19 protein-coding genes, 2 pseudogenes and 1 riboswitch are annotated in these 22,285 nt (G+C 62.6%); of the genes and pseudogenes, 8 read left to right on the forward strand and 13 right to left on the reverse strand.

Annotation, left to right across the window (positions count from 1 at the left end; genetic code table 11):
* Positions 1-855: thiamine pyrophosphate-dependent enzyme (locus E8E68_RS04775; protein WP_280339964.1), on the forward strand; the 855-nt coding region annotated here is incomplete at its 5' end.
* 228 nt (positions 856-1,083) lie between these two features.
* Here E8E68_RS04775 and E8E68_RS04780 read toward each other — a convergent pair.
* From E8E68_RS04780 to E8E68_RS04815, 8 genes are all read right to left on the reverse strand, one after another.
* Positions 1,084-1,713, reverse strand: a complete 630-nt coding sequence (locus E8E68_RS04780; protein ID WP_266029829.1) for an RraA family protein — start codon at positions 1,711-1,713, stop codon at positions 1,084-1,086.
* A complete protein-coding gene (locus tag E8E68_RS04785; protein WP_266029831.1) occupies positions 1,710-2,099 on the reverse strand; it encodes a RidA family protein in 390 nt (129 codons plus the stop codon). The genes E8E68_RS04780 and E8E68_RS04785 overlap by 4 nt, the downstream gene beginning before the upstream one ends.
* 58 nt (positions 2,100-2,157) lie before the next feature.
* Complete coding sequence (locus E8E68_RS04790) at positions 2,158-3,465, reverse strand: OprD family porin (RefSeq protein ID WP_266029833.1); 1,308 nt, start codon at positions 3,463-3,465, stop codon at positions 2,158-2,160.
* A 73-nt stretch (positions 3,466-3,538) separates the two neighbouring features.
* Positions 3,539-4,864, reverse strand: coding sequence for an MFS transporter (locus tag E8E68_RS04795; protein WP_038409459.1), 1,326 nt, complete (start codon positions 4,862-4,864; stop codon positions 3,539-3,541).
* Between the two features lie 139 nt (positions 4,865-5,003).
* A complete protein-coding gene (locus E8E68_RS04800) occupies positions 5,004-6,230 on the reverse strand; it encodes a Zn-dependent hydrolase (RefSeq protein ID WP_266029835.1) in 1,227 nt (408 codons plus the stop codon).
* A gap of 28 nt (positions 6,231-6,258) precedes the next feature.
* Entirely contained in the window at positions 6,259-7,188 is a 930-nt protein-coding gene (locus tag E8E68_RS04805; RefSeq protein WP_266029836.1) for a glyoxylate/hydroxypyruvate reductase A, read from the reverse strand.
* Complete coding sequence (locus E8E68_RS04810; RefSeq protein WP_266029837.1) at positions 7,185-7,940, reverse strand: class II aldolase/adducin family protein; 756 nt, start codon at positions 7,938-7,940, stop codon at positions 7,185-7,187. Before E8E68_RS04810 ends, E8E68_RS04805 begins: the two co-directional genes overlap by 4 nt.
* Positions 7,941-7,953: 13 nt before the next feature.
* Positions 7,954-9,249: an MFS transporter gene (locus E8E68_RS04815; RefSeq protein ID WP_266029838.1), complete on the reverse strand. Its 1,296-nt coding sequence runs from the start codon at positions 9,247-9,249 to the stop codon at positions 7,954-7,956.
* 156 nt (positions 9,250-9,405) lie between these two features.
* Here E8E68_RS04815 and E8E68_RS04820 point away from each other — a divergent pair, with 156 nt between their 5' ends.
* Together E8E68_RS04820 and E8E68_RS04825 are read left to right on the forward strand one after the other, a co-directional pair.
* Positions 9,406-10,383, forward strand: a complete 978-nt coding sequence (locus E8E68_RS04820) for a LysR family transcriptional regulator (RefSeq protein ID WP_280339976.1) — start codon at positions 9,406-9,408, stop codon at positions 10,381-10,383.
* A gap of 44 nt (positions 10,384-10,427) precedes the next feature.
* Positions 10,428-10,538 (forward strand): annotated as a pseudogene (locus E8E68_RS04825) (integrase core domain-containing protein); the annotation flags it as partial.
* A 61-nt stretch (positions 10,539-10,599) separates the two neighbouring features.
* Here E8E68_RS04825 and E8E68_RS04830 read toward each other — a convergent pair.
* The 4 genes and pseudogenes from E8E68_RS04830 to E8E68_RS04845 form a co-directional block, all read right to left on the reverse strand.
* A complete protein-coding gene (locus tag E8E68_RS04830; protein WP_003247906.1) occupies positions 10,600-11,619 on the reverse strand; it encodes a branched-chain amino acid aminotransferase in 1,020 nt (339 codons plus the stop codon).
* A gap of 217 nt (positions 11,620-11,836) precedes the next feature.
* Positions 11,837-12,352: pseudogene (locus E8E68_RS04835) on the reverse strand (ATP-binding cassette domain-containing protein); the annotation flags it as partial.
* Between the two features lie 171 nt (positions 12,353-12,523).
* Entirely contained in the window at positions 12,524-12,886 is a 363-nt protein-coding gene (locus tag E8E68_RS04840; RefSeq protein WP_280339979.1) for a hypothetical protein, read from the reverse strand.
* Complete coding sequence (locus E8E68_RS04845) at positions 12,883-13,260, reverse strand: glyoxalase superfamily protein (protein WP_266029844.1); 378 nt, start codon at positions 13,258-13,260, stop codon at positions 12,883-12,885. Before E8E68_RS04845 ends, E8E68_RS04840 begins: the two co-directional genes overlap by 4 nt.
* 101 nt (positions 13,261-13,361) lie before the next feature.
* Positions 13,362-13,574: riboswitch (cobalamin riboswitch) on the forward strand.
* Positions 13,575-13,673: 99 nt separating this feature from the next.
* Here E8E68_RS04845 and cobW point away from each other — a divergent pair.
* The 4 genes from cobW to E8E68_RS04865 all read left to right on the forward strand — a co-directional run bounded on the left by cobW (position 13,674) and on the right by E8E68_RS04865 (position 20,189).
* The gene (gene cobW / locus E8E68_RS04850; RefSeq protein ID WP_085623274.1) at positions 13,674-14,741 is read left to right on the forward strand and encodes a cobalamin biosynthesis protein CobW; all 1,068 of its coding nucleotides are present in this window, start codon (positions 13,674-13,676) and stop codon (positions 14,739-14,741) included.
* A gap of 3 nt (positions 14,742-14,744) precedes the next feature.
* Positions 14,745-18,506, forward strand: coding sequence for a cobaltochelatase subunit CobN (cobN, locus tag E8E68_RS04855; protein WP_280340004.1), 3,762 nt, complete (start codon positions 14,745-14,747; stop codon positions 18,504-18,506).
* Position 18,507: 1 nt separating this feature from the next.
* Positions 18,508-19,521: an AAA family ATPase gene (locus E8E68_RS04860; RefSeq protein WP_110744445.1), complete on the forward strand. Its 1,014-nt coding sequence runs from the start codon at positions 18,508-18,510 to the stop codon at positions 19,519-19,521.
* Positions 19,522-19,622: 101 nt separating this feature from the next.
* A complete protein-coding gene (locus E8E68_RS04865) occupies positions 19,623-20,189 on the forward strand; it encodes a VWA domain-containing protein (RefSeq protein WP_266029847.1) in 567 nt (188 codons plus the stop codon).
* A 106-nt stretch (positions 20,190-20,295) separates the two neighbouring features.
* Here E8E68_RS04865 and E8E68_RS04870 read toward each other — a convergent pair whose 3' ends face one another.
* The gene (locus tag E8E68_RS04870) at positions 20,296-20,562 is read right to left on the reverse strand and encodes a hypothetical protein (RefSeq protein WP_003247923.1); all 267 of its coding nucleotides are present in this window, start codon (positions 20,560-20,562) and stop codon (positions 20,296-20,298) included.
* 339 nt (positions 20,563-20,901) lie between these two features.
* Here E8E68_RS04870 and E8E68_RS04875 point away from each other — a divergent pair, with 339 nt between their 5' ends.
* Positions 20,902-22,227 carry a sigma-54 dependent transcriptional regulator gene (locus E8E68_RS04875; RefSeq protein WP_266029849.1) on the forward strand — a complete coding sequence of 442 codons (1,326 nt, stop codon included), beginning with the start codon at positions 20,902-20,904 and terminating at the stop codon, positions 22,225-22,227.
* Positions 22,228-22,285 lie beyond the last annotated feature (58 nt).

Consider the following 22,285-nt stretch of genomic DNA (forward strand, 5'->3'; position numbering starts at 1 on the left):
GCCGACCTGATCATCAACATCGGCCACGACGTGATCGAAAAGCCGCCGTTCTTCATGGTCCGTAGTGGCACCGAAGTCATCCACATCAGCTTCCGCTCCGCCGAAGTCGATGCCGTGTACTTCCCGCAGGTGGAAGTGATCGGCGACATCGCCAACGCCGTGTGGCAGATCAGCGAAGCGCTGAACGATACCGCGCACTGGGACTTCACCCGCCTGATGGCCATCCGTGAAGCCAACGAAGCGCAGATCGCCGAAGGTGCCGATGATGACCGCTTCCCGGTCTACCCACAGCGCCTGGTGGCCGACATCCGTCGCGTGCTGCCGTCTGAAGGCATCGTTGCCCTGGACAACGGCATCTACAAAATCTGGTTCGCCCGTAACTACAAGGCGCACAAGCCGAACACCGTGCTGCTGGACAATGCACTGGCGACTATGGGCGCCGGCCTGCCGTCGGCCATGGCGGCGCATCTGGTACATCCGGATCGTCCGGTGATTTCGGTGTGCGGCGACGGTGGCTTCATGATGAACAGTCAGGAACTGGAAACCGCGGTCCGTCTGGGCATGCACATCACTGTGGTGATCCTGCGGGACGACGGCTACGGCATGATCCGCTGGAAACAGGCCAACATGGGCTTCACCGATTTCGGCCTGGACTATGGCAACCCGGACTTCGTTAAATATGCCGAAGCTTACGGCGCCAATGGATACCGAGTGGACAGTGCTGATGCTTTGCTGCCGCTGCTGGATCACTGCATTGCCAACCCCGGCGTGCACGTGATCGACTGCCCAGTCGACTACAGTGAGAACGACCGCATCCTTAATGGGGAATTACGTGAACGATCACTGGCTGTATAAGGTTTCCGGTGGCTAGATCGGGGGGGGGCACGGGGGACGCTTCCCGTTATTCCGTCACTCCCGCTCGCATGGCGAGCGTTCAACTGCAACTTACGCCGAGCAGTGCCTCAGCCCTATTGAGGCACCCTCGGGAAGCGTCTTAATGGCGTTTTTTTACTCTATGATTTGCACTGCACATGGGTGGATGGCAGGTTTCCAATCACCCATGTGCGAGCAGCCTCACACAGTTTAGCTAGCCGTTTCAATACTCGTAAGCAGCATCTCGTGGAGCGGTACGCCATCGCGCAGTCGCGCCAGTAAATCGGGTTCAGTGAGGTCGGCATTGAGTGCCTTGTCTATTACTTTTGTCAGCTCTCGTGCTGGCAAGATGAGCACACCGTTGTCATCGGCCAAGACAAGGTCGCCTGGATTCACCGTGACCCCAGCGCAGTTCACTGTCACATTCACCTGGCTGGTGGCGCTTCCGATCAGCTTGGTAGTCAGCTGAGTGGTGCCGCGAGCGAAGACCGGCAACTGGCAAGCACGCAGCTCGTTGATGTCGGTAACTACGCCGTCAACGATGATGCCGGCTGCACCTGCGCAGCGAGCCGCAAACTGCGTGACCGCACCAACGCAAGCGTGGGCATGGTCACCCGCCATGTCGATCACCAGAGCGTCGCCCGGCTGCAGGGAGATCAGGGCGCGATTGACTGCGATGGCATCCGGCTCTGCAAGACGCAACGTCACTGCCCGGCCAACAATGCGTCCGCCCGGCACCATTGCGCGGACTTCGTGGCTGACGAACCCTTGTTCGAGGAAGTGGCCCAGTGCAGCGAAGCTGACCTCTCGCAGCTTTGCGATAAAATCGTTGTCGTTCATTTCCCACGCTCCATGTCGACCAGCTCGGCTATACAGTCGATTTCCAGGCTCACTCCCCACAACTGTACGCAGACGGTTGTGCGGGCAGGTGGTGCATGGCCAAGGATTTCCTTGTAAACCTCGTTGAATGGCGTCAGTTGATCGGGATCTGTCAGGTATGCGTTGACCTTGACGATGTGTGACAGGCTGGAGCCAGCTGCGTCGAGGATCGCGGCCAGGTTGGCGAAGGTCTGTCTGACCTGATCTTTGAAGTTATCGGGTTGTTCCTCGAGGCTGCCCAGTGATGGGATCTGGCCGGCGGTGAATACCAGGTGGCCGCTGACCACGGCTTGGGAGTAGGGGCCTACTGGGCTGATGGTGCCAGTGGCGCTGTGGATGCGTTTCATTGAGAGCTCCTTGAAGCGAAGGCGTGCCGCCGGCTCGCCGGCAGCACTTGGTCAGAAATCAGAAAAGCGCCAGGGTGTAGCTGACTATGAGTCGGTTTTGTTCCTGGTTGGGATCGATTTCGGAGTGCAGCAACCCGTGGCGCCAAGCCAGACCGAGGCCCTTGAATGCACCGTCCTGCACGACATAATCCAGGCCAACATCCCGCTCCCATTCGCTCGCGTCATTTCCGCTGGTGGTGCGGATGTCGTCACCCTTCAGGTACATCAGGGAGAACTTCAGGCCAGGTACGCCGGCAGCGGCGAAGTCGTAGCTGTACTGAGCGAACGCGGTACGCTCGCCTGCCCGGTTGAAGCTCGCGAGCATACGGTCGGTGTAGAGATAGACACTGGCACCCCCTGCACCCTTGCCGCTGAGGGAGCCCTGGTTCGGCTGAACGAAGTTGCTCCCATCCGACACTGCCTGATAGCCGGCCATGAGCGCGTGTCCCTGTACGGAATAGGTAAGCGCGGCGCTCCAGGTGTGGTTATCGATCTTGCCGTCACCGTCCTCGGTGTAACCGCCCACGCGGTATCCACCTGCGCGACCAGAAGCAGAGTCGTTTGCTCCATCGGCGAAGGTGCGGAAGTAGCGCAGATCAGTCCGTAGCGATTGGCCTTCGGAGAACGGAAGGGTGTGGGTGAGGCCTACGAAGTGCTGGGTGTAATAGTCCTCAAGGTTGGCAACGTAGTATTGCGCCGTGAGTTGTTTGCCGAAGCGGTAGTCGCCACCCGCGAAGAGGAACTGGTCGCTCTCACGGGTGCCGCCGGCTACGGCCAATCCAGTACGGTCACTGGAGGCACGGCCCGTAGCACGATTGAGGCGCCCGCCGGTAAGGGTCAGGCCATCCAGGTCGGTTGAGGTGATCTGGGCGCCCTCGAACGTTTGGGGTAGCAGGCGACCATCGTTGTAGGTCAGCACCGGCAGCTTGGGCATCAGCGTGCCGTATCGCAGTTCGGTGTTGGCGACTTTCAGCTTGGGTGTCAGGCCCAGGCGACTCCACTGTTGGGCCGCGCCGCTGCCGTCGTCGGGGATCATGCTGCTGCCCCGGTGGCGACCATCGCCGCTATCGAGCGTCACACCCATCAAGCCCAAGGCATCCAGGCCGACTCCGATTGGCCCATCGGTAAAACCGGATTTGAAGTCGAGCACGAAGGCCTGGGCCCACTCTTCGGTTTTGCTCTGGCCGAGGCTGCCGGCCTGATCGCGGAAGTCGTTGTTGAAGTAAAAGTTGCGCAGGCCAAGGTTCGCATGGCTGTCGCCCACCAGATCGGCTTGAGCGAAGGGGGACAAGGCGAAAACGCCTGCACTCATCAGGTACTTTTTCATCGGGAAACTCTTCAAATGGAAGTGGAAAGCGCTCGCCTGGTTGGCAAGAAGCACTCACGGGTACAGCACGGAATTACTGCCGTGCTTGGTCGATATCCCGTTTGAAGGTCTCGGTGAGTAGCAGCAGCGCGATCAGAGAAACAACTGCTGAGCCGATCATGTACCAGGCAATCGATGAGCCTTTGCCAGTCCACGACAGCAATGCGGTGGTAACCAGAGGCGTTGCAGCGCTTCCGAGGAGGCCGGAAAGCATGTAGCTGATCGACAGGCCCGAGTAACGCACTCGAGTGCCGAACAACTCGGCGAGGAACGTGGCAATGGGGCCGTAGTTGGCCGCGAATGCCGTCATCATCAGCATGTAACCGGCGAACGCCAGGCCGAGAACTTTGGAATCCATCAGCCAGAACATCGGGAAAGCCACGAGTGCCTCGGCGATGATCCCGCCGATGATGATCGGCTTACGGCCAACCTTGTCTGAGAGGGCGCCGAAGAACGGCAGCATGGCGATACAGGCAGCGCAGGAAACCAGCACTACCGTGAGCATTTCGCCACGTGTGAAGCCCAGGGTCTGGGTGCCGTAGGTCAGGCCGAAGGCCACGATCAGGTTGTAGGAGGTGCCAGTGGACATAGTTGCCACGCCACCTAGGACTACCTGCTTCCAGTATTTGCGAAACACTTCGAACAGCGGCACTTTGACTTGTGTGCCTTTGTTCTCCACCGCTTTGAACGACGGCGTCTCATGGATATTGAGGCGGATGTACAAGCCCAGTCCGATCAGCAGAACGCTTAGCAGGAACGGGACACGCCACCCCCAATCCAACAACTGCTCGTTGGTCAGCGTGGTGGCGAACATCAGGAACACGAGGTTTGCCAGCATCGTCCCCGCGGGTACGCCGATTTGAACCCACGAGCCGTACAGTCCACGCTGATGTTTGGGAGCGTGCTCCACGGCCATCAGAACGGCGCCGCCCCATTCCCCACCCAAGGCCAGGCCCTGGATGATGCGCAGTGTCAGCAACATGATCGGTGCCCAGATGCCCACCGATTCATAGCTCGGCAACAGGCCGATGGCGAAGGTGGCCGCCCCCATGGTCAGCAGCGAGATGAGCAGCATCGATTTTCGGCCCAGGCGGTCACCGAAGTGACCGAAGAGCGCGGCGCCGATCATCCGGGCGCCGTAGGCTGAAGCAAAGGTGCCGAAAGCGAGGAGGGTGCCTACCAGGGGATCAAAGCCTGGGAAGAAGATTTTGTTGAATACCAGGGCCGAGGCCGTGGCGAAGAGGAACAGGTCATACCACTCAACGGTGGTGCCGATCACACTGGCGACCGCGACTTTTTTCATGTCGGCGGTGCGTTGTGGTTGCGCGCTGGCAACCTCGGTGTACGCAGGGCTGGTCATTGCCATTTTCTCCCGAAAGATGGGTTCTGGTTGTTATTGGCAGCTGAAGACGGAGCGGCTATTTCTTGTTTTTGGGCAAAGCGTTCCCGTGGGCCCAGCTTTCTTGAATTGGCTGGGCGCCTGGGTGGATCTGGCTAAGTCAGCGTCTGTCGGCGCGGGTCAGCACGGCGTTAAGCAGTACGTCGCAGCCCATGGTCACGTCGTTGGGCAATGCGTCTTCGGCTTCGTTATGGCTCAGGCCGCCGACGCAGGGGATGAACACCATAGTGGTTGGGCAGTGACGGGCCAGGTGAATGGCGTCATGGCCGGCGCCGCTGACGATTGGCTGGTACGGGTAGCCCAGGCCTTCGATGGCTTTGCGTACTGCATCGATGCAGGCCGGATCGAAAGGCGTGGCCGGGCTCAGCCAGTGGCGGTTGATCTGAACTTGCAAGCCACGCTTGGTGGCGATCTGGTCGATGAGTGCACGGGCGCTGGCTTCCATGTCAGCGATGGCGGCGTCTTCGTGATGGCGAAGGTCGAGGGTGAACGCCACGTGGCCAGGGATGGTGTTGCGGGAGGAGCGGGCGATCTGCAATTGGCCAACGGTAACGAGACCTTTGGGGGCGAAGTCGCGTGACAGTTGTTCGAGTGCGGTGATCATTTCCCCTACGCCGAACAAGGAGTCGCGGCGCAGAGGCATTGGCGTGGTGCCTGCGTGAGCGGCCTGGCCACTGATCTCGATGTCCAGCCAGCAGATCGCTTGCCCACCCGTGACCAACCCTACGGGCAGGCCGGCGTCCTCCAGGATTGGGCCTTGCTCGATGTGTGCTTCGAAGTACGCGTCGAACTCACGGCCCAGAGGAAGCTCACCTGCGTAGCCGGTTTGTTCCAACGCTTCGGCCACGCTGACGCCTTCAGCATCGCGGCTGGACAGCGCTTGGGCCAGGGGCAGCTCGCCCGTGAACACCGCCGAGCCGAGCATGGCGGGAGTGAAACGAGCGCCCTCTTCGTTCGTCCAGACCGCGATTTCCAGTGGGCGCTCGGGCTGCAGGCCTTTGTCTTGAAGGCTGCGTACCACTTCCAGGCCGGCAAGCACGCCGTAAATGCCATCGAAGCGCCCCCCCTTCGGCTGGGTGTCCAAATGGCTGCCCATGACCACAGGGGGCAGGTCGTCATTGCGACCTGGCAGGCGGGCGAACAGGTTGCCGATAGCATCGACATGGATGCTCATCCCGGCCCCGCGGCACCAGTTTGCGAACAGCTCGCGTCCATCACGGTCTTCTTTCGACAGTGCCAAGCGGCAGTTGCCGCCTTTGGCGGTTGGGCCGACCTTGGCCATGTCCATGAGGCTGTCCCACAGCCGTGTGCCGTTGCATGTATGCATGATGTGAATCCTCAAACAGGCGGTGGGATCAGTATCCGAGCGCGGGGTCTACTTGGTTTAGAAGTGGTTCATCGCAGGCCAGGCGCCGGGCGTTCTCGGCCACCTGCTGCGCGATGCAGTCGTGGGAAGCGCATGAGGCCATGTGGGGTGTGACGACGATTCCCGGCGTGCTCCAGAGGCGGCTGTCCAATGGCAGCGGCTCTTTCTCGAACACATCCAGCAACGCACCGCGCAGGCGGCCAGTGTTGACGGCGTTGACCAGGTCAGCCACCTGCAGGTGCTGCCCGCGTCCGCAGTTGATCACTGCCGCGTTTGGCGCCAAGGCTTCAAAGGTCTTCTGGCAGAGGACGCCGCGAGTGGCGTCGGTCAATGGCAGCAGGTTGATCAACAGATCGAGACCATCCAGGAACTGATCGAACTCCGCTGGGCCCGAGAATGTGCGCACGCCGGTCAGCTGCCTGGCACTCCTCGACCAACCTCGCACTGCATATCCGGCCTCGGCCAACTCGCCGGCAATAGCTCCTCCAAGGGAGCCGAGCCCCATGACGCCGATGCGGTATTCACCAGCGAGTCGTTGAGGGTGACGTTGCCATACCTGTTGCTGCTGTTGGGCAAGTGCTCGGTCGAAGTCCCGATGGTAGTGGATGACCGCCCAGCGAACATACTCCGCCATGCCTTGGCGGTGAGCTGGGTCTACGACTCTGCACACTGGCAATGCTGGCTGGCTCGGGTCGTTGGCCAGGTGATCAACACCAGCAGCCACCGAGTGGATCAGCTTCAGGTTGGGTAATGCGCTGAGGCTGCCTATGGGAGGGAACCAGCAAGCGGCTACCTGTGCCTCTTGGGCAGCGGGATCGTTGGCCAGCACCACGCGTAGCTGCGGAGCGCTGCGAGCGAAGGCGGACTGCAGTTGGCCCAGAAGTGCCTGGTCGGTTGACAGTAATACCAGCGGTTTCATGAGCAGTACGACTCGCGTTGGTGTTCGATCAAGGTCAGGGCGGCGTTCCAGCTCAGGCTGATGATTTGCGCCGACTCGTCGCGTTGGAATTGCGCGGCGGTGTGGCGGCAGACTTCTTCGCTGGGGTAGATGAGCTTGCTGCCGCCGGCCAATGCTTGCACTTGCGCTTGGCAGGCGCGCTCCAGGAAGTGAATCTCGTGGAAGGCCTCGGCAACACTGGCGCCGCCGGCCAGCAGTCCATGGTTCCGCAGGATCATTGCTTTGTGCGTGCCGAGGTCGGCGATCAGGCGCTCACGCTCATCCAGGGACAGGGCGATGCCTTCGTATTGGTGGTAGGCCAGTTTGCCGTAGAACTTCAGCGCATGCTGACTGATCGGCAACAACCCTTGCTCTTGGGCTGACACGGCTATGCCAGCAGCTGTGTGGGTGTGGATCACACAGTGCATGTCCGGGCGGGCCATGTGGATCGCCGAGTGGATCACGAAGCCGGCAGCATTCACCCGGCGTTCACCAAAAGCCTCGTCGACGACGTTGCCATGCTGGTCAATTCGTACCAGGTCACTGGCGCGCATCCGGTCGAAGATCACGCCGTATTGGTTGATCAGGAAGTGATGCTCAGGCCCAGGAATACGCAGGGTGATGTGGGTGTCGATCAAGTCGGTCATGCGGAAGTGCGCCACCATCCGGTACAGCGCGGCCAGTTCGCAGCGTGCCTGCCATTCGACATCGCCAATGTTGTGCGGCTTGCTCATGAAAACTCCTGATTTAACGTGCGATGGCGGGGGTGGGGTGCTGCTGCTCGCCACGAAGGCGAGAGAGACCACAGACGCCGATCAAGGAAAGCGTGGAGAGCGCGGTGAAGAATACGGCGAGTGGCAGCCACTGGCCGGCGAAGCGGTCGGCCAGCAATGTGCCAATGATCGGCGTGCTGCCCCCAGCGATGGCGCAAATCAACTGATAGGCGAGAGAGATCCCGGAGTAGCGCAGGTGAGCGGGGAAGGCCTGGGTCATGTAGCCAGCGATCACCGCATACAGCGCCGAGAGCGTGACCACTGCCATCGCGATGCCGGCTGTCATCAACACCAGATTCTGGGTGCCGACCAGCATGAACATGGGGTAGGGCACAGCCATGCACAGCAGGGCCACCAACTTGAGGAACCGGCCTTCGCCAATGCGTTCAGCGAGCAGTGCTGCCAGCGGCTGGGTCAAGAACTGCAGGATGGTCACCAGGAACAGGCAGTCGAGGATGGTTGCTCGTGGGATACCCTGGTAGTTGGTGACGTAGGTGATCATGAAGGTGTTCGTGAAGAAGAATCCGGCGGAGCCGATGGTCACCGCGAGAGCGGCAAACAGGATCTGCCTCCAGCAGTCACGTACCACTTCCAGCACCGGGTATTTGACGACCTCTTGCTTGGCCTTGGCGGCTTGGAATTCAGGGCTTTCCTCGACGCCGAAACGGATCGCCAGACCAACCAGCATCAGGACGCCGCTGGCCAGGAACGGCAGGCGCCAACCCCAGTTCAGGAACTCTTCGGGTTCCAAGGAAGACACCAGGCGGAATGCGATCAGCGCGAGCAGCAGGCCAGCCGGGCTACCGAGCTGAGCGAAAGAGGCATAGAACACTTTGCGTTTGGCCGGCGCATGCTCACTGGCCATCAGGACGGCACCACCCCACTCACCGCCGACGGAGATCCCCTGGACAATTCGCAGGGCAATCAGACCGATGGGGGCCCAGATGCCAGCACTGGCGTAACTGGGTAGCAGGCCGATGCCTGTGGTTGCCAGGCCCATGAGAACCATGGTGACCAGCAGCATTTTTTTACGGCCCAGACGGTCGCCCAGATGGCCAAACACCATGCCTGCCATTGGTCGGGCAACGAAGCCTACGGCGAAGGTGCCGAATGCCGCCAAGGTGCTGAGCAAGGAGTTGCCGCTCGGGAAGAACACCTGACCCAGCACGAGCGCAGCCGCCGTGGCGTAGATGTAGAAGTCGTAGAACTCGATGGTGGTGCCGACAAATGCGGCAGCCGCCGCACGACGCGGCTGGTTTGACGTATGCATGCAAGGCCCTTCTTAGAGTTATAGGCAGGTGGGCAGGTTTGGCTAAGCCGGTCGCGCTCTGTTCGGCGCTTTCGAGATTTATCGCCTTCGGGCTATGATTAGTCAATTTGCTAATTCTTATCCGTCGTATTAGCAGCGCTACTAATAGGCCCGTCAATGAATCCGCCAACTTCAAGATCTGATGCTTTGGTCAACAAATGGGAAGGACGTCGATTTCTGAACGATCGCCTGGACTGGAACCTGCTGCGTACCTACCTTGCGATTGGCCAAGAGGGCAGCATCAGCAGAGCTGCAGCAAGGCTGCACGTGACCCAGTCAGCGGTTAGTCAGGCGCTGAGGCGTCTGGAGGAGCAGCTCGGCTGCGCTCTCATTCTCCGAGGCGGGCCGCGTTTCGACCTCACGGCTGCCGGGGAGGAGGTCTTGCGCATCGCCATTGATATCTATGGGGATGTATCGCGCATCAGTGCTGCGGTGGAAAAGGAAAGCGATGACGTAGTAGGCAAGGTGCGAGTGCTGAGCGTTAGTCGGGTTCAGTCACAGCTCTACGACGATTTCCTGGGAGATTTCCATGAGGCGCATCCACGTGTGGAACTGGAAATTGATGTCATGCGTAGCGCCGATATCATCAGCTCTCTGCTTCAAAAGACTGCCACTGCTGGTGTTGGCTTGTGTCGCATTCCCCAGCTGAAGCTGGAACAACGCCTGTTGCTTAGTCAGCGTTATGCGTTTTTCTGTGGCGTGCGGCATCGATTGTTTGGGCGCAGCGATGTGACGCTTGAGTCGCTACGCGGGGAAAATTTCGTGAGTTTTGTCAGCGATCAGTTGGGGGGCAACCTATCTCCCCTTGCGATGTTTCGCGATCAACATGGCTTCACTGGGCGCATCGTTGCATCGTCTCCGAGTGTTGAGGAAGTTCAGCGGCTGGTTTGTGCTGGGTACGGAGTGGGCTGCATGCCTGAGCACCTCCTCCATGAAGAGGTGGAAAAGGGGCTGCTATGGCGGTTGCCGCCTGCAGAGGGCATCGTCAACGCGGATTTGCATTTGCTCTGGAATAGGGAGCAGAGGATGACCATGGCAGAGACAGTGTTCTTGGAAAGTTTCCAGCACCGTCTCGCTCAGGCCTCGCTTGCCTGATAGGTTCGACTGGGGTTGGGCATGCCCGTTCACTGCCTCTACGCCTGGATCAAGCAAGACAGATGGTTGATGAGACAGTGCGGATCCCCAACACAGAGAGGCCACACATGGCCCTGAAAAACAAAACGCCCGATGCAGTGCATCGGGCGTTTTGAGGCCTGTCGGCCTACCTGAACAGGTGTAAGCCTATTTCAGGATTAGACACGCTGAAGCGCCTCAGGCGACCTTGACGATCCAGCCTGCCGGCGCCTCTACATCGCCGCTCTGGATACCGGTCAGCTCGTTGTAGAGCTTCTGGGTAACCGGGCCGACCTTTTCCAGATCGTGGAACACGTGCAGCTTGCCGTTGTACTCGATGCCGCCGATCGGGGTGATCACGGCTGCGGTACCGCAGGCACCGGCTTCTACGAAGCGGTCCAGCTTGCTGATCTCGACATCGCCTTCGATCACAGTCAGGCCCAGGCGCGATTGCGCCAGTTCCATCAGCGAGAGGCGGGTGATGCCTGGCAACACCGAGGCCGATTTCGGGGTGACGAACTCGTTGTTGGCGGTGATGCCGAAGAAGTTGGCCGAGCCGACTTCTTCGATCTTGGTGTGGGTCAATGGGTCCAGGTAGATGGCGTCGGCGAAGTTGGCTTTCTTCGCTTCAGCGCCTGGCTGCAGGCTGGCAGCGTAGTTGCCACCGACCTTGGCCGCGCCGGTGCCCTGCGGGGCAGCACGGTCGAAGCTGGAAATCTGGAAGTTGTGCGGCTTCATGCCGCCCTTGAAGTACGAGCCAACCGGGATGGCGAATACCGAGAAGATGAACTCGGGGGCGGTGCGCACGCCAATGTTGTCGCCGGTGCCGATCACGAACGGGCGCAGGTACAGGGCGCCTTTGCCGTGCGGGGGCACGAACTTTTCGTTGGCCTTGACCACTTGCTTGCACGCTTCGATGAACACATCGGTCGGCACGTGCGGCATCAGCAGGCGGGCGCAGCTGCGCTGCATGCGGGCGGCGTTCTGGTCCGGGCGGAACAGGTTGATCGAGCCGTCCTTGCAGCGGTAGGCCTTCAGGCCTTCGAAGCACTGCTGGCCGTAGTGCAGGGCCGTGGAGCCTTCACTGATGTGCAGCACGTTGTCTTCGGTCAGGGTGCCCTTGTCCCACTCGCCATTGCGCCATACGGACAGGTAGCGTTTGTCGGTCTTGATGTAGTCGAAACCCAGCTTGTCCCAATTAATGCTTTCGTTGCTCATGACACCCTCATTGTCTTGCAAGTGCCCGATCGCTCGGGCTGCTGTTATATGCGCACCATGCCACCTTAATACATCCTTGGCGGATCGGGAACGGCCAGTCACGAATTGATAGGCTGCGATGCTTTTTTTTCGGTTTCTACAACAGCAAGTACTCATCCAGCGCCAGGTTTTCCAGCAATACCACATCATGGGACGCCACTATCAGCACCCCGCAAAACAAGGTAATAGCGCTGTCTTGCTCCACCTTGCGGGCGGCGTCACGCACTTGGCCCAGTAGCGTTTGCCGAGCATCGCGATGGTCGCGGCGCTGCTTGCCAGCGGTGGCCTGGCTGCGCTCCTGCTTGCGGTGGATCAGAATCTTGGCCTGGTTGGCGTGCTTGGCTTGGTGCCCGGCCCGCGCTTGATGGCGCTCCAGGTCTTCGCGTTGGCGCTGCAGTTCACGGGCCTGGCGCTGCTGCTCCTGCTTCAGCCGGGCAAGTTGCTGCTGGGCCTGCGTGCGCTCGATGACTTGCTGGTCCAGCAAATGGACAGGCCCGAGGCGTCGACAATGGCCGCTGCTCGGTTCACGCTGGCCGGCATGAATCTGCCCTAGCAGGCTTTTGCCCACGCCATTGCGCCCGACCAGGCCGGTGCGCCGTTGGTCGATGGTTTCGTTGAGGTTGCTAAACAGCGGCCTGCCATCAGGCAAGGCCAAGGACACGCTGTCCAGCGTCAGCGTCGACGTGTTCGTCATGCACAACTCCATAAATGCCGCGACATCTCCGGTACGAACCGGAGGCTGAAGACTGGCCGTCGAACGGACGGCGGCATCAATGGCGCATTGGACGAACACCTCGTAATTTAGAGAATGCGTAGCCTAACGGACCGTCTGGGGCCGGGTAAAGCACCGGCTGCCGGTTGGGGCTCAGCGCTGCGTGTGCAAGCGCTTGGCCCAGTCTCCGCCGTGGCCGTGCGCGCAGGCTTCTTCACTGTCGAATCGCACATGCCAGGCCGGATGGTCCAGCCGAATGCCGGCTTGCTCGAGCGCCAGAGCGGTAAGTGCCAGCATGCGCGCCTTCGCATCACCGACCACGGCCGCTGCCTTGTCGGCCTCTTGCTCGAATACCCAGGTAATACGCAGGCTGCTCGGAAAGTCCTCGGGGTCGAGGCGATGGGTAAGCCAACTGAAGCCGATAATCTCCGCCTTGGCGGCTTCGCAGGCATCGGTCAGGCACGCGACCAACTCCCGCTCCAGGCGGCCCATTTCGCGCTTGCCCAAAGCCTTCACGGGTTGGCCTCGTCATCGATCTGCTGGCAGAAGCGCAGGCGGTTGCCGAACGGGTCCCACACTTGCATCTGCAGGCCCCAATCCAGGCGCTCGGCCTCCGGCCGGGCGAAACCGTACTGTTTACCCTGCAATTCACGCTCCAGCGCCCGCAGGTCGTCGAGGCGGGCGAACACGGTCGAGCCAGGGCAGGCATCGCCATGGTGCTCTGAAAGGTGCAGGATCAGGCCATCACGGTGGATTTGCATATACAACGGCAAGTCAGGGCTGAAGCGGTGCTCCCAGTCCAGGCTGAAACCCAGGAAATCGAGGTAGAACTCCTTGGCCTTGTCGATCGAGAATATGCGCAGTACAGGTATGGCAGGGGCGAGGGGCATGGTGCGTCCTTGACCGTGGATAAAGGCGCCACTGTAGCGCACTTGCGCCCAGCGTTGTCGACCGGCCCCGCAGCAATGGTTGACCACCCGCCAGCCACTGCGTAGCCTTGCCACTTCGAGGTTCTTCGGCCAGGCCGAAGCTAAGACGGGAACGCGGTACAAGCCGCGGCTGCCCCCGCAACTGTAAGCACCGACAACGGATCGACACAGCCACTGCGCCAGGCGCGGGAAGGCGTCATCCCGCCAGACTGCTGCATCAGCAGGCGACTGGAACGGTGCAAGCCAGGAGACCTGCCTCGCAACGTTTTCGACTTTCAACCGGGCGGGGTGATCCGGTGGCGAACAAGCCCGGCCGGTCTGGCCCGTGGCTGTCGTCCTGCATGCCCGCGCCATACTGCCAAGGGCAATGCGACATGAAAACACTGGCCAAGCTCCCCGTCACCATCGTCACCGGCTTCCTCGGCTCGGGCAAGACCACCTTGTTGCGCCACATGCTCGACAACGCCCAAGGCCGCCGTATTGCGGTGATCGTCAACGAATTCGGCGAACTGGGCATCGACGGCGAAATCCTCAAGCAGTGCAGCATCGGTTGCACCGAAGAAGAAGCCAGCGGCCGCGTCTATGAACTGGCCAACGGCTGCCTGTGCTGCACCGTGCAGGAGGAGTTCTTCCCGGTCATGCGCGAGCTGGTGGCCCGCCGGGGCGACCTGGACCACATCCTGATCGAAACCAGTGGCCTGGCCCTGCCAAAACCGCTGGTGCAAGCCTTCCAGTGGCCGGAAATCCGCAACGCCTGCACCGTCGATGCCGTTATCACCGTGGTCGATAGCCCTGCGGTGGCTGCCGGCACCTTTGCTGCTTACCCGGACCAGGTCGATGCGCAGCGCAAGCTCGACCCGAACCTGGATCACGAATCGCCACTGCACGAGCTGTTCGCCGACCAGCTGGCCAGTGCCGACCTGGTGGTGTTGAACAAGGCCGACTTGATCGACGCCGAAGGCCTTGCCAAGGTCCGCGCCGAAGTCGCCGAAGAACTGCCGCCCGCGGTGAAAGTGGTCGAAGCCAGCAGCGGCAAGCTGCCGCTGGAAGTGCTGCTGGGCGTGGGTGCCGAGTCCGAGGCGCATATCGATGGGCGCCGCACCCACCACGACTCGCACCACGACGGTGACGACCATGACGATCATGACCACGATGCCTTCGACTCCATCTCCATCGACCTGCCAGAAGCCGACGAAAGCCTGTTGCTCGATGCCCTTACCCAGCTGGTGGTGGAGTTCGGCATCCTCCGTGCCAAAGGCTTCGCGGCCATTCCGGGCAAGCCGATGCGCCTGCTGGTGCAAGGCGTGGGTACCCGATTCGACAAGCACTTCGACCGCGCATGGCGCGCTGACGAGCCGCGCATCACCCGCCTGGTGCTGATTGGCCAGGACCTCGATGCGGCGCAGCTGGAAGCGCGCCTGCGCCAGGCCCTGGGCGCCTGACCCATGCACCTGCTGCGGACCCAGCCCGGCGGCTTCGTGCCGGATGACAGCATTGCCGACCTCGGCCAGACACCCGCCGAGCTGGTGATTCTCTGCAGCGGCGATTCACACCTGGCATTGCTCGCCGATACCGCCGAGCAATTGCCCGAAGGCTTCCCCAGCTTGCGCCTGGCCAACCCGATGCAGGTGCAGAACCATGCCTCGGTCGACCTGTATGTCGACCAGGTGCTGCGCCATGCCAAGGTCATCCTGGTGTCGTTGCACGGTGGCGTCGGCTACTGGCGCTACGGCGTCGAACAGCTGGTCGAGCTGGCCGCCCGCGGTGTGCAGCTGATCCTGGTGCCAGGCGACGACCGCCCGGACCCGGAGCTGACCAGCCTGGGCAGCGTCACGGGTGCGCAGGCCGAGCGCCTCTGGCACTACTTGCGCCAGGGCGGCAAGGCCAATGCCATCAACCTGTTCAACAGCCTGGCCAACCAGTGGCTGGGCCGCGACTACGCCTGGGACGAGCCGCAGCCATTGCCGCGCACGGCGGTGTATCACCCGCACAAGGGCAGTGCGACGCTGGAGGACTGGTACCCGCAGTGGCACCCTGAACAGCCGGTGGCACCGCTGCTGTTCTACCGCTCCCACCTGCAGGCGGCCAACACTGCATTCATCGATGTGTTCTGCCAGCGCCTGCAGGCTGCCGGGCTGAACCCGTTGCCGATTGCCGTGGCCAGCCTCAAGGAAAGCGCCTGCCTGGAACAGGTTGAAGCCTGGCTCGAGGAGGTCGGCGCCGAGGTGCTGGTCAATACCACCGGCTTTGCCCTGTCCAGCCCGGAACGCCCCAACCTGCGGCCGTTCCGCCGCGACATCCCGGTGTTGCAAGCCATTTGCGCGCAGGACAACCAGCCCGGCTGGGAAGGCAGCGAGCAGGGCCTGGGCGCGCGTGACCTGGCGATGCACATCGCCCTGCCGGAACTTGACGGGCGCATCATCACCCGGCCGGTCAGTTTCAAGGACATGGCCTGGCGCAGCGAGCGCAGCCAGTCCGACGTGGTGTGCTACCGGGCCCACCCCGAACGCATGGACTTCGTCGCCGAGCTGGCCCGCCGCTGGGTCGAGCTTGCCCGCCTGCCAAATGCGCAGAAACGCGTAGCACTGGTGTTGGCCAACTACCCGACCCGCGACGGCCGCATCGGCAATGGCGTCGGCCTGGACACTCCGGCAGCCGCGCTGAATATCCTCAAGGCATTGCAGGCCCAAGGCTACCCACTGGCCGACCTGCCGGGCAGCGGCACGCAGCTGATTCACCAATTGCTTGGCGGCGTGACCAATGACCTCGACCACCTCGACCAGCGGCCCTGCGCCCAAAGCCTGAGCCTGGACGACTACCAGGCTGCGTTCGACCGCCTGCCCGAGGCCAACCGCCAGGCGGTGCTGGAGCGCTGGGGCCCGCCCCAGCGCGATCCGATGTTCCGCAATGGCCGGCTGATGGTTGCCGGCTTGCGTTTTGGCCTGACCTTTGTCGGTATTCAGCCGGCGCGCGGCTACCAGGTGGACCCCAGCGCCGTGTACCACGACCCCGATCTGGTGCCGCCGCACGGTTACCTGGCGTTCCACTTCTGGCTGCGTCATGCCTTTGCCGCCGACGCGGTGATCCACGTCGGCAAGCACGGCAACCTCGAGTGGTTGCCCGGCAAGGGCGTCGGGCTGTCGGCGCAGTGCTGGCCAGATGCCTTGCTCGGCCCGTTGCCGAATATCTACCCGTTCATCGTCAACGACCCGGGTGAGGGCGCCCAAGCCAAACGGCGTACCCAGGCGGTGATCATCGACCACCTGATGCCGCCGCTGACCCGGGCCGAAACCTACGGCCCGCTGCGCCACCTGGAGCAGCTGGCCGATGAGTTCTATGAAGCGCAACTGCTCGACCCACGGCGTGCCCGCGAGTTGCAGCGCGACATCCTTGAACTGGTCAAGGCCAACCACATCGACCGTGAGCTGCAGCTGGAAGGGCAGCTGGACGATGCCGCGGTGTGGTTGCCACGGCTGGACACCTACCTGTGCGACCTCAAGGAGTCGCAGATTCGCGATGGTCTGCATGTGTTCGGTGAGTCGCCTGAAGGGCGCTTGCGCCTGGATACGCTGCTGGCGCTGTTGCGGGTTGAGCGCGGTGACGGACGCGGCGGCAATGCCAGCCTGCTGCGGGCGTTGGCCAAGGCGCTGGTGCCCGGCTTCGACCCGCTCGATTGCGAGCTGGGCCTGCCGTGGCAGGGGGCTCGCCCCGAGCAGTTGCAGGCCATGGGTGAGGCACCTTGGCGTACCTGTGGCGACACCCGCGAGCGCCTTGAACTGTTGGCACTGCAACTGATCGAGCAGGTGCTGGCCGGTACTGCGCAGCTGCCCGCGCAAAACGAATGGCAACCGGTGCGCGACGTGGTACACGCCCTGCGTGACGCTGTAGCCCCCAGCCTGGATGCCTGCGGCCCTGCCGAAATGAATGGCCTGCTGGCGGCGCTGGCCGGGCGTTTCGTACCGGCCGGCCCCAGCGGCGCGCCTAGCCGGGGCCGCCTCGACGTACTGCCCACCGGCCGCAACTTCTATACCGTGGACGTGCGCAACCTGCCCACCACCACCGCCTGGCGTCTTGGCTTCGCCTCGGCCAACCTGATCCTTGAGCGCCACTTGCAGGACCACGGCGACCACTTGCGCCAGTTGGGCCTGTCGGTGTGGGGCACGGCGACCATGCGCACCGGTGGCGACGACATCGCCCAGGCCATGGCGCTGATGGGCGTGCGGCCGGTGTGGGCCACCGGCAGCCAGCGTGTCGATGATTTCGAGATCCTGCCCCTGAGCCTGCTCGACCGCCCACGGGTGGACGTGACCTTGCGCGTTTCCGGGTTTTTCCGCGATGCCTTCGGCAACCTGATCCGCCTGTTCGATGCAGCAGTGCAGGCCGTGGCCGCGCTGGACGAGCCCGACAGCCTCAACCCCCTGGCCGCCCGGGTGCGCGGCGAGCGTGCTGCCCTGCTTGAACAGGGCGTTGACGCTGAACAGGCCGCGCGCCAGGCCGGCTGGCGGGTGTTCGGTGCCAAACCAGGTGCCTACGGGGCCGGGGTGCAGAACGCCATCGACGGCCGGCTGTGGCATAGCCGCGACGACCTGGCCGAGGTTTACCTCAACCACGGCGGCTACGCCTACGGGGGTAGCGACGACGGTACCCCGGCCCGCGCCCAGTTCGCCCAGCGCCTGGCCAAGGTACAGGCGGTGCTGCAAAACCAGGACAACCACGAGCACGACCTGCTCGATTCCAACGATTATTACCAGTTCCAGGGCGGTATGCTGGCGGCGTCGGAAACCCTGAGCGGGGCCGGCGTGGCCAGCTACCATGGCGACCACAGCCAGGCCGACCGGCCGCGCATCCGCACCCTGAAGGAAGAGCTTAACCGGGTGGTCCGCGCTCGCGCGCTCAACCCGAAGTGGATCGACGGGGTGAAGCGCCATGGCTACAAGGGTGCATTCGAGATGGCGGCGACGGTCGACAACCTGTTTGCCTTCGACGCCACCACGCACCTGATCGACGACCATCATTACCAGGGGCTGGCCGATGCCTACGTGCTCGACCCGGCCACCCGCGACTTCATGCGCGAGCACAACCCCGAGGCCCTGCGCGACCTCACCGAGCGCTTGCTGGAGGCCCAGCAGCGCGGCCTGTGGCAGGCGCCGGGCGACTACCGCGAAGCCCTTGAGGAACAGCTGCTCGACGGCGAGGAACAGGCTTGAAATGAGTGAACCCGTACAATTTCCGCTGGCCGCCGTGGTCGGTGCCGACGCGCTGAAGCTGGCACTGTGCCTGACCGCCATCGACCCGAAGATCGGCGGCGTGCTGATCGAAGGGCCGCGCGGCATGGCCAAGAGCACCTTGGCGCGTGGCCTGGCCGACCTGCTCGGCGAAGGCCCGTTCGTCACCTTGCCACTGGGCGCCAGCGAGGAACGGCTGGTCGGTACCCTCGACCTGGACGCCGCGCTGGGGCAGGGCAAGGCGCAGTTCTCGCCGGGGGTGCTGGCCCAGGCCGATGGCGGCGTGCTGTATGTCGACGAGGTCAACCTGTTGCCCGACACCCTGGTCGATCTGTTGCTCGACGTGGCGGCCAGCGGCACCAACCGCATCGAGCGCGACGGCATCTCGCACCGGCACAGTGCCCGCTTCGTGCTGATCGGGACCATGAACCCGGAAGAAGGCGAGCTGCGCCCGCAGTTGCTCGACCGCTTTGGCCTGAACGTGGTGCTGGAAGGCTTGCCCGAGCCCGCAGCGCGGCAGCAGATCATTCGCCGCCGCCTGGCCTTTGACAGTGACCCACAGGCTTTTTGCGCGCAATGGGCCGTGGCCCAGGCACAACTGCGCGAGCGCTGCCAAGCGGCGCGTCAGGCCCTGGCCGGCATCGCCCTGGACGACCAGGCGCTGGCCTGGATCACCGAGCGCTGCTACGCCGCTGGCGTCGATGGCCTGCGCGCCGACCTGGTGTGGCTGCGTGCCGCGCGCGCCCATTGCGCCTGGCGCGGTAATGCCGCTATCGAAGAAGTGGATGTCGAGGCGGTGGCCGAATTCGCCTTGCGCCACCGCCGCCGGGCTGCTCCCCAGGCCAACCCACCCGCGCAGCCTGAGCCGCAGCCGGGCCAGCAGGGTGTCGGCAACCCAGGCGAGCAAGGCGGGCAGGGTGACTGGGGTGCCATGCCGGCGCAGCCGGTGGCCAGCGGTGCCCGCCGTGAGGTGCCGAACTGGGCAAAAAAGCCCTGAGCATCCCCCAGCCACCTGCCACAGGGGCGGATGCCAAAGCAGGCGCAGGCAAGCAGTACGGCGCCAACCGCGGCCGCGTACTCAATGCGTCCGCCGGCCGGGTGGCCTGGCTGCCGACTTTGCTCAAGGGGCGCCCACGCCAGCGCCAGGACTTGTGCTGGCAGCAGCGTCAAGGCAAACCGGCGGAGCTGTGGTTGGTGATCGTCGATGCTTCAGCCTCGACCCGTCGCCATCAGGCGCTTGCGCAAACCAAAGGCTTGCTGGCGTCTTTGTTCGACCAGGCCTACCGTCAACGTGCCCGCCTGGCGTTGCTGACTGCCAGTGGGCGCGCGCCGCAGTGGCAGCGCCACGGCCTCAAGGCTTCGGCCGCGTTGCAGCCCTGGTTGCAGGCATTGGGGGCAGGAGGCGGAACACCACTGATCGCAGCGCTTGAGCAGGCCCGGCACTGGCTGCAGGCGCGGCAACGGGCTCATCCACAAGAAGCCATGCGCTGCCTGGTATTTACCGATGGTCGACTGCAGCACTGCAATACTGTACAGCCGATGCCCTGTGCCACGTTGTTGGTGGACATGGAACTGGCGCCAGTACGTCTGGGCCGTGCACAGCGGCTGGCTGAACAATTGCAGGCCGATTATCAGCACGTGCAGCAGTTCAGTCTGGCGGAATGAAAAGTGGCTGCGCGACATTATGTCGCAATAAGAAAAGTTGCCAGGGCAGTGTGGAGGTAGTTGTACAAGTGCGTGATGTTACACGCACTTGTGTTGCCGGCCGTTATTATTTCGGCATCGACCAAGGTTGCAGGTCGTAACCTTTTTCGCACAGTTCGGCGCGCACTTCCTCGATCAGGCTGGCCCACTGGGCCGGATCGGAATAGATACGCGAGGATACTTGCTTGGCGCCGATACGGGTGCTGGTCCGGTCGATCACTGCCAGGCTCAGTTCACCAGTACCGTTGGGTGCATCCCAGGCTACGCACTGGAAAGGTTCGAAGGCGTGGTCGGCAATCAGCAGTGCTTCGTTGACACGGAGCGGGGCATTCATGGTTCGGTCTCTCTATGGTCCCAAACATCGTCAAGTCCGCGTTGCTTGAAACTCGCCTCATGTATCGCGATGTGCAGCGCGGGGTTATGTGTACTGATGCTCGTTGTCAGGGGGCAAGTCACACAATGGTTGTAAATTTTTTTGTCAGGGTTGCATCCGTTCTTGCCTGCGCCGCCATGTGATGTCGTTAAAGTGCGAAAATTCCCGTGGCGGATTGTAAAAAAATGCGTCGGCAGACAGACGGTACTGGGAACCGTCAACTTCGTTGCTACTGTTAAACGGGCGCCACAACTTGCTGTTTTACTTCAAAAAACCAAAAACTGGCGCCAAGGATCGGTCATGCACCAGGCTGCCGCTCAACGCCGTTTGCTAATTGTCGACCCCTGTGACGACTGCCACGATTTGTTGCCTGGTTTGCGCAACGCAGGCTGGGATGTAGACAGTTGTGTGCTCGGCGCAGCGCTCGACCATCCTTGTGATGTGGGCCTGCTGCGCTTGCAGGCTTCGCACCTGAGGCACCCGGACGCGGTCAAGGACATGATCAAGCGCAGTAACACCGAATGGATCGCCGTGCTAAGCGCCGAACAGCTGCGCATGCCGGCATTCGGTGACTTTGTCTGTGAGTGGTTTTTCGACTTCCATACCTTGCCGTTCGACGTCTCCCGGGTGCAGGTTACCTTGGGCCGGGCCTTCGGCATGGCGCGCCTGCGGGGCAAGGGGGCGGTCAAGGTCGACGAGGCGCCCCACGAGTTGCTTGGCGAAAGCCGGCCGATCCGGGAGCTGCGCAAGTTGCTGGGCAAGCTGGCCCCCACCGAGTCACCGGTGCTGATCCGGGGTGAAAGTGGCACCGGCAAGGAGCTGGTGGCGCGCACGCTGCACCGCCAGTCGCAGCGCAGCGAGCAGCCGTTCATCGCCATCAATTGCGGGGCGATCCCCGAGCATCTTATCCAGTCGGAGCTGTTCGGCCATGAAAAGGGCGCCTTCACCGGCGCTCATCAGCGCAAGGCCGGGCGTATCGAGGCGGCCCATGGTGGCACGCTGTTCCTCGATGAAATTGGCGATCTGCCGCTGGAACTGCAGGCCAACCTGCTCCGGTTCTTGCAGGAGAAGCATATCGAGCGGGTCGGTGGCAGCCAGCCGATCCCGGTGGATGTGCGGGTGCTGGCGGCGACGCATGTGGACCTGGAACGGGCTATCGAGCAAGGGCGTTTTCGCGAAGACCTGTACTACCGCCTGAACGTGTTGCAGGTGGTGACCGCACCGTTGCGCGACCGGCATGGTGACCTGTCGATGCTGGCCAGTCATTTCGCGCATTTCTACAGCCTGGAAACCGGGCGCCGACCCCGCTCGTTCAGCGACCATGCCTTGGCGGCAATGGGCCGGCATGATTGGCCAGGCAATGTGCGCGAGCTGGCCAACCGTGTGCGCCGCGGCCTGGTACTGGCTGAAGGGCGGCAGATCGAGGCGCAGGACCTGGGCTTGCATGCCCTCGACCAGGAGCAGCAGCCGCTGGGCACGCTGGAGGAGTACAAGCACCGCGCTGAACGGCAGGCACTGTGCGATGTGCTGAACCGCCACAGTGACAACCTGAGTGTGGCGGCCAAGGTGCTGGGTATTTCGCGACCGACGTTCTATCGGTTGCTGCACAAGCACCAGATACGCTGAGAGGCTGCTTTTGCAGCCCCCCAGCGCGGTACCTGTAGCAGCCTCGCTGCGAATGGGT

This window comes from Pseudomonas sp. BN607, assembly GCF_029871175.1.
In the GTDB taxonomy this organism is placed as follows: Bacteria; Pseudomonadota; Gammaproteobacteria; order Pseudomonadales; family Pseudomonadaceae; genus Aquipseudomonas.

What these genes read in the sequence shown, in the direction of transcription:
- E8E68_RS04785 (WP_266029831.1), bottom strand. Translation starts at nt 2,099, where the DNA reads ATGAAACGCATCCACAGCGCCACTGGCACCATCAGCCCAGTAGGCCCC.
- cobN (WP_280340004.1), top strand. Translation starts at nt 14,745, where the DNA reads ATGCACCTGCTGCGGACCCAGCCCGGCGGCTTCGTGCCGGATGACAGC.
- E8E68_RS04790 (WP_266029833.1), bottom strand. Translation starts at nt 3,465, where the DNA reads ATGAAAAAGTACCTGATGAGTGCAGGCGTTTTCGCCTTGTCCCCCTTC.
- E8E68_RS04805 (WP_266029836.1), bottom strand. Translation starts at nt 7,188, where the DNA reads ATGAAACCGCTGGTATTACTGTCAACCGACCAGGCACTTCTGGGCCAA.
- E8E68_RS04815 (WP_266029838.1), bottom strand. Translation starts at nt 9,249, where the DNA reads ATGCATACGTCAAACCAGCCGCGTCGTGCGGCGGCTGCCGCATTTGTC.
- E8E68_RS04830 (WP_003247906.1), bottom strand. Translation starts at nt 11,619, where the DNA reads ATGAGCAACGAAAGCATTAATTGGGACAAGCTGGGTTTCGACTACATC.
- E8E68_RS04795 (WP_038409459.1), bottom strand. Translation starts at nt 4,864, where the DNA reads ATGACCAGCCCTGCGTACACCGAGGTTGCCAGCGCGCAACCACAACGC.
- E8E68_RS04820 (WP_280339976.1), top strand. Translation starts at nt 9,406, where the DNA reads ATGAATCCGCCAACTTCAAGATCTGATGCTTTGGTCAACAAATGGGAA.
- E8E68_RS04860 (WP_110744445.1), top strand. Translation starts at nt 18,508, where the DNA reads ATGAGTGAACCCGTACAATTTCCGCTGGCCGCCGTGGTCGGTGCCGAC.
- E8E68_RS04810 (WP_266029837.1), bottom strand. Translation starts at nt 7,940, where the DNA reads ATGAGCAAGCCGCACAACATTGGCGATGTCGAATGGCAGGCACGCTGC.
- E8E68_RS04845 (WP_266029844.1), bottom strand. Translation starts at nt 13,260, where the DNA reads ATGCCCCTCGCCCCTGCCATACCTGTACTGCGCATATTCTCGATCGAC.
- cobW (WP_085623274.1), top strand. Translation starts at nt 13,674, where the DNA reads ATGAAAACACTGGCCAAGCTCCCCGTCACCATCGTCACCGGCTTCCTC.
- E8E68_RS04875 (WP_266029849.1), top strand. Translation starts at nt 20,902, where the DNA reads ATGCACCAGGCTGCCGCTCAACGCCGTTTGCTAATTGTCGACCCCTGT.
- E8E68_RS04780 (WP_266029829.1), bottom strand. Translation starts at nt 1,713, where the DNA reads ATGAACGACAACGATTTTATCGCAAAGCTGCGAGAGGTCAGCTTCGCT.
- E8E68_RS04800 (WP_266029835.1), bottom strand. Translation starts at nt 6,230, where the DNA reads ATGCATACATGCAACGGCACACGGCTGTGGGACAGCCTCATGGACATG.
- E8E68_RS04870 (WP_003247923.1), bottom strand. Translation starts at nt 20,562, where the DNA reads ATGAATGCCCCGCTCCGTGTCAACGAAGCACTGCTGATTGCCGACCAC.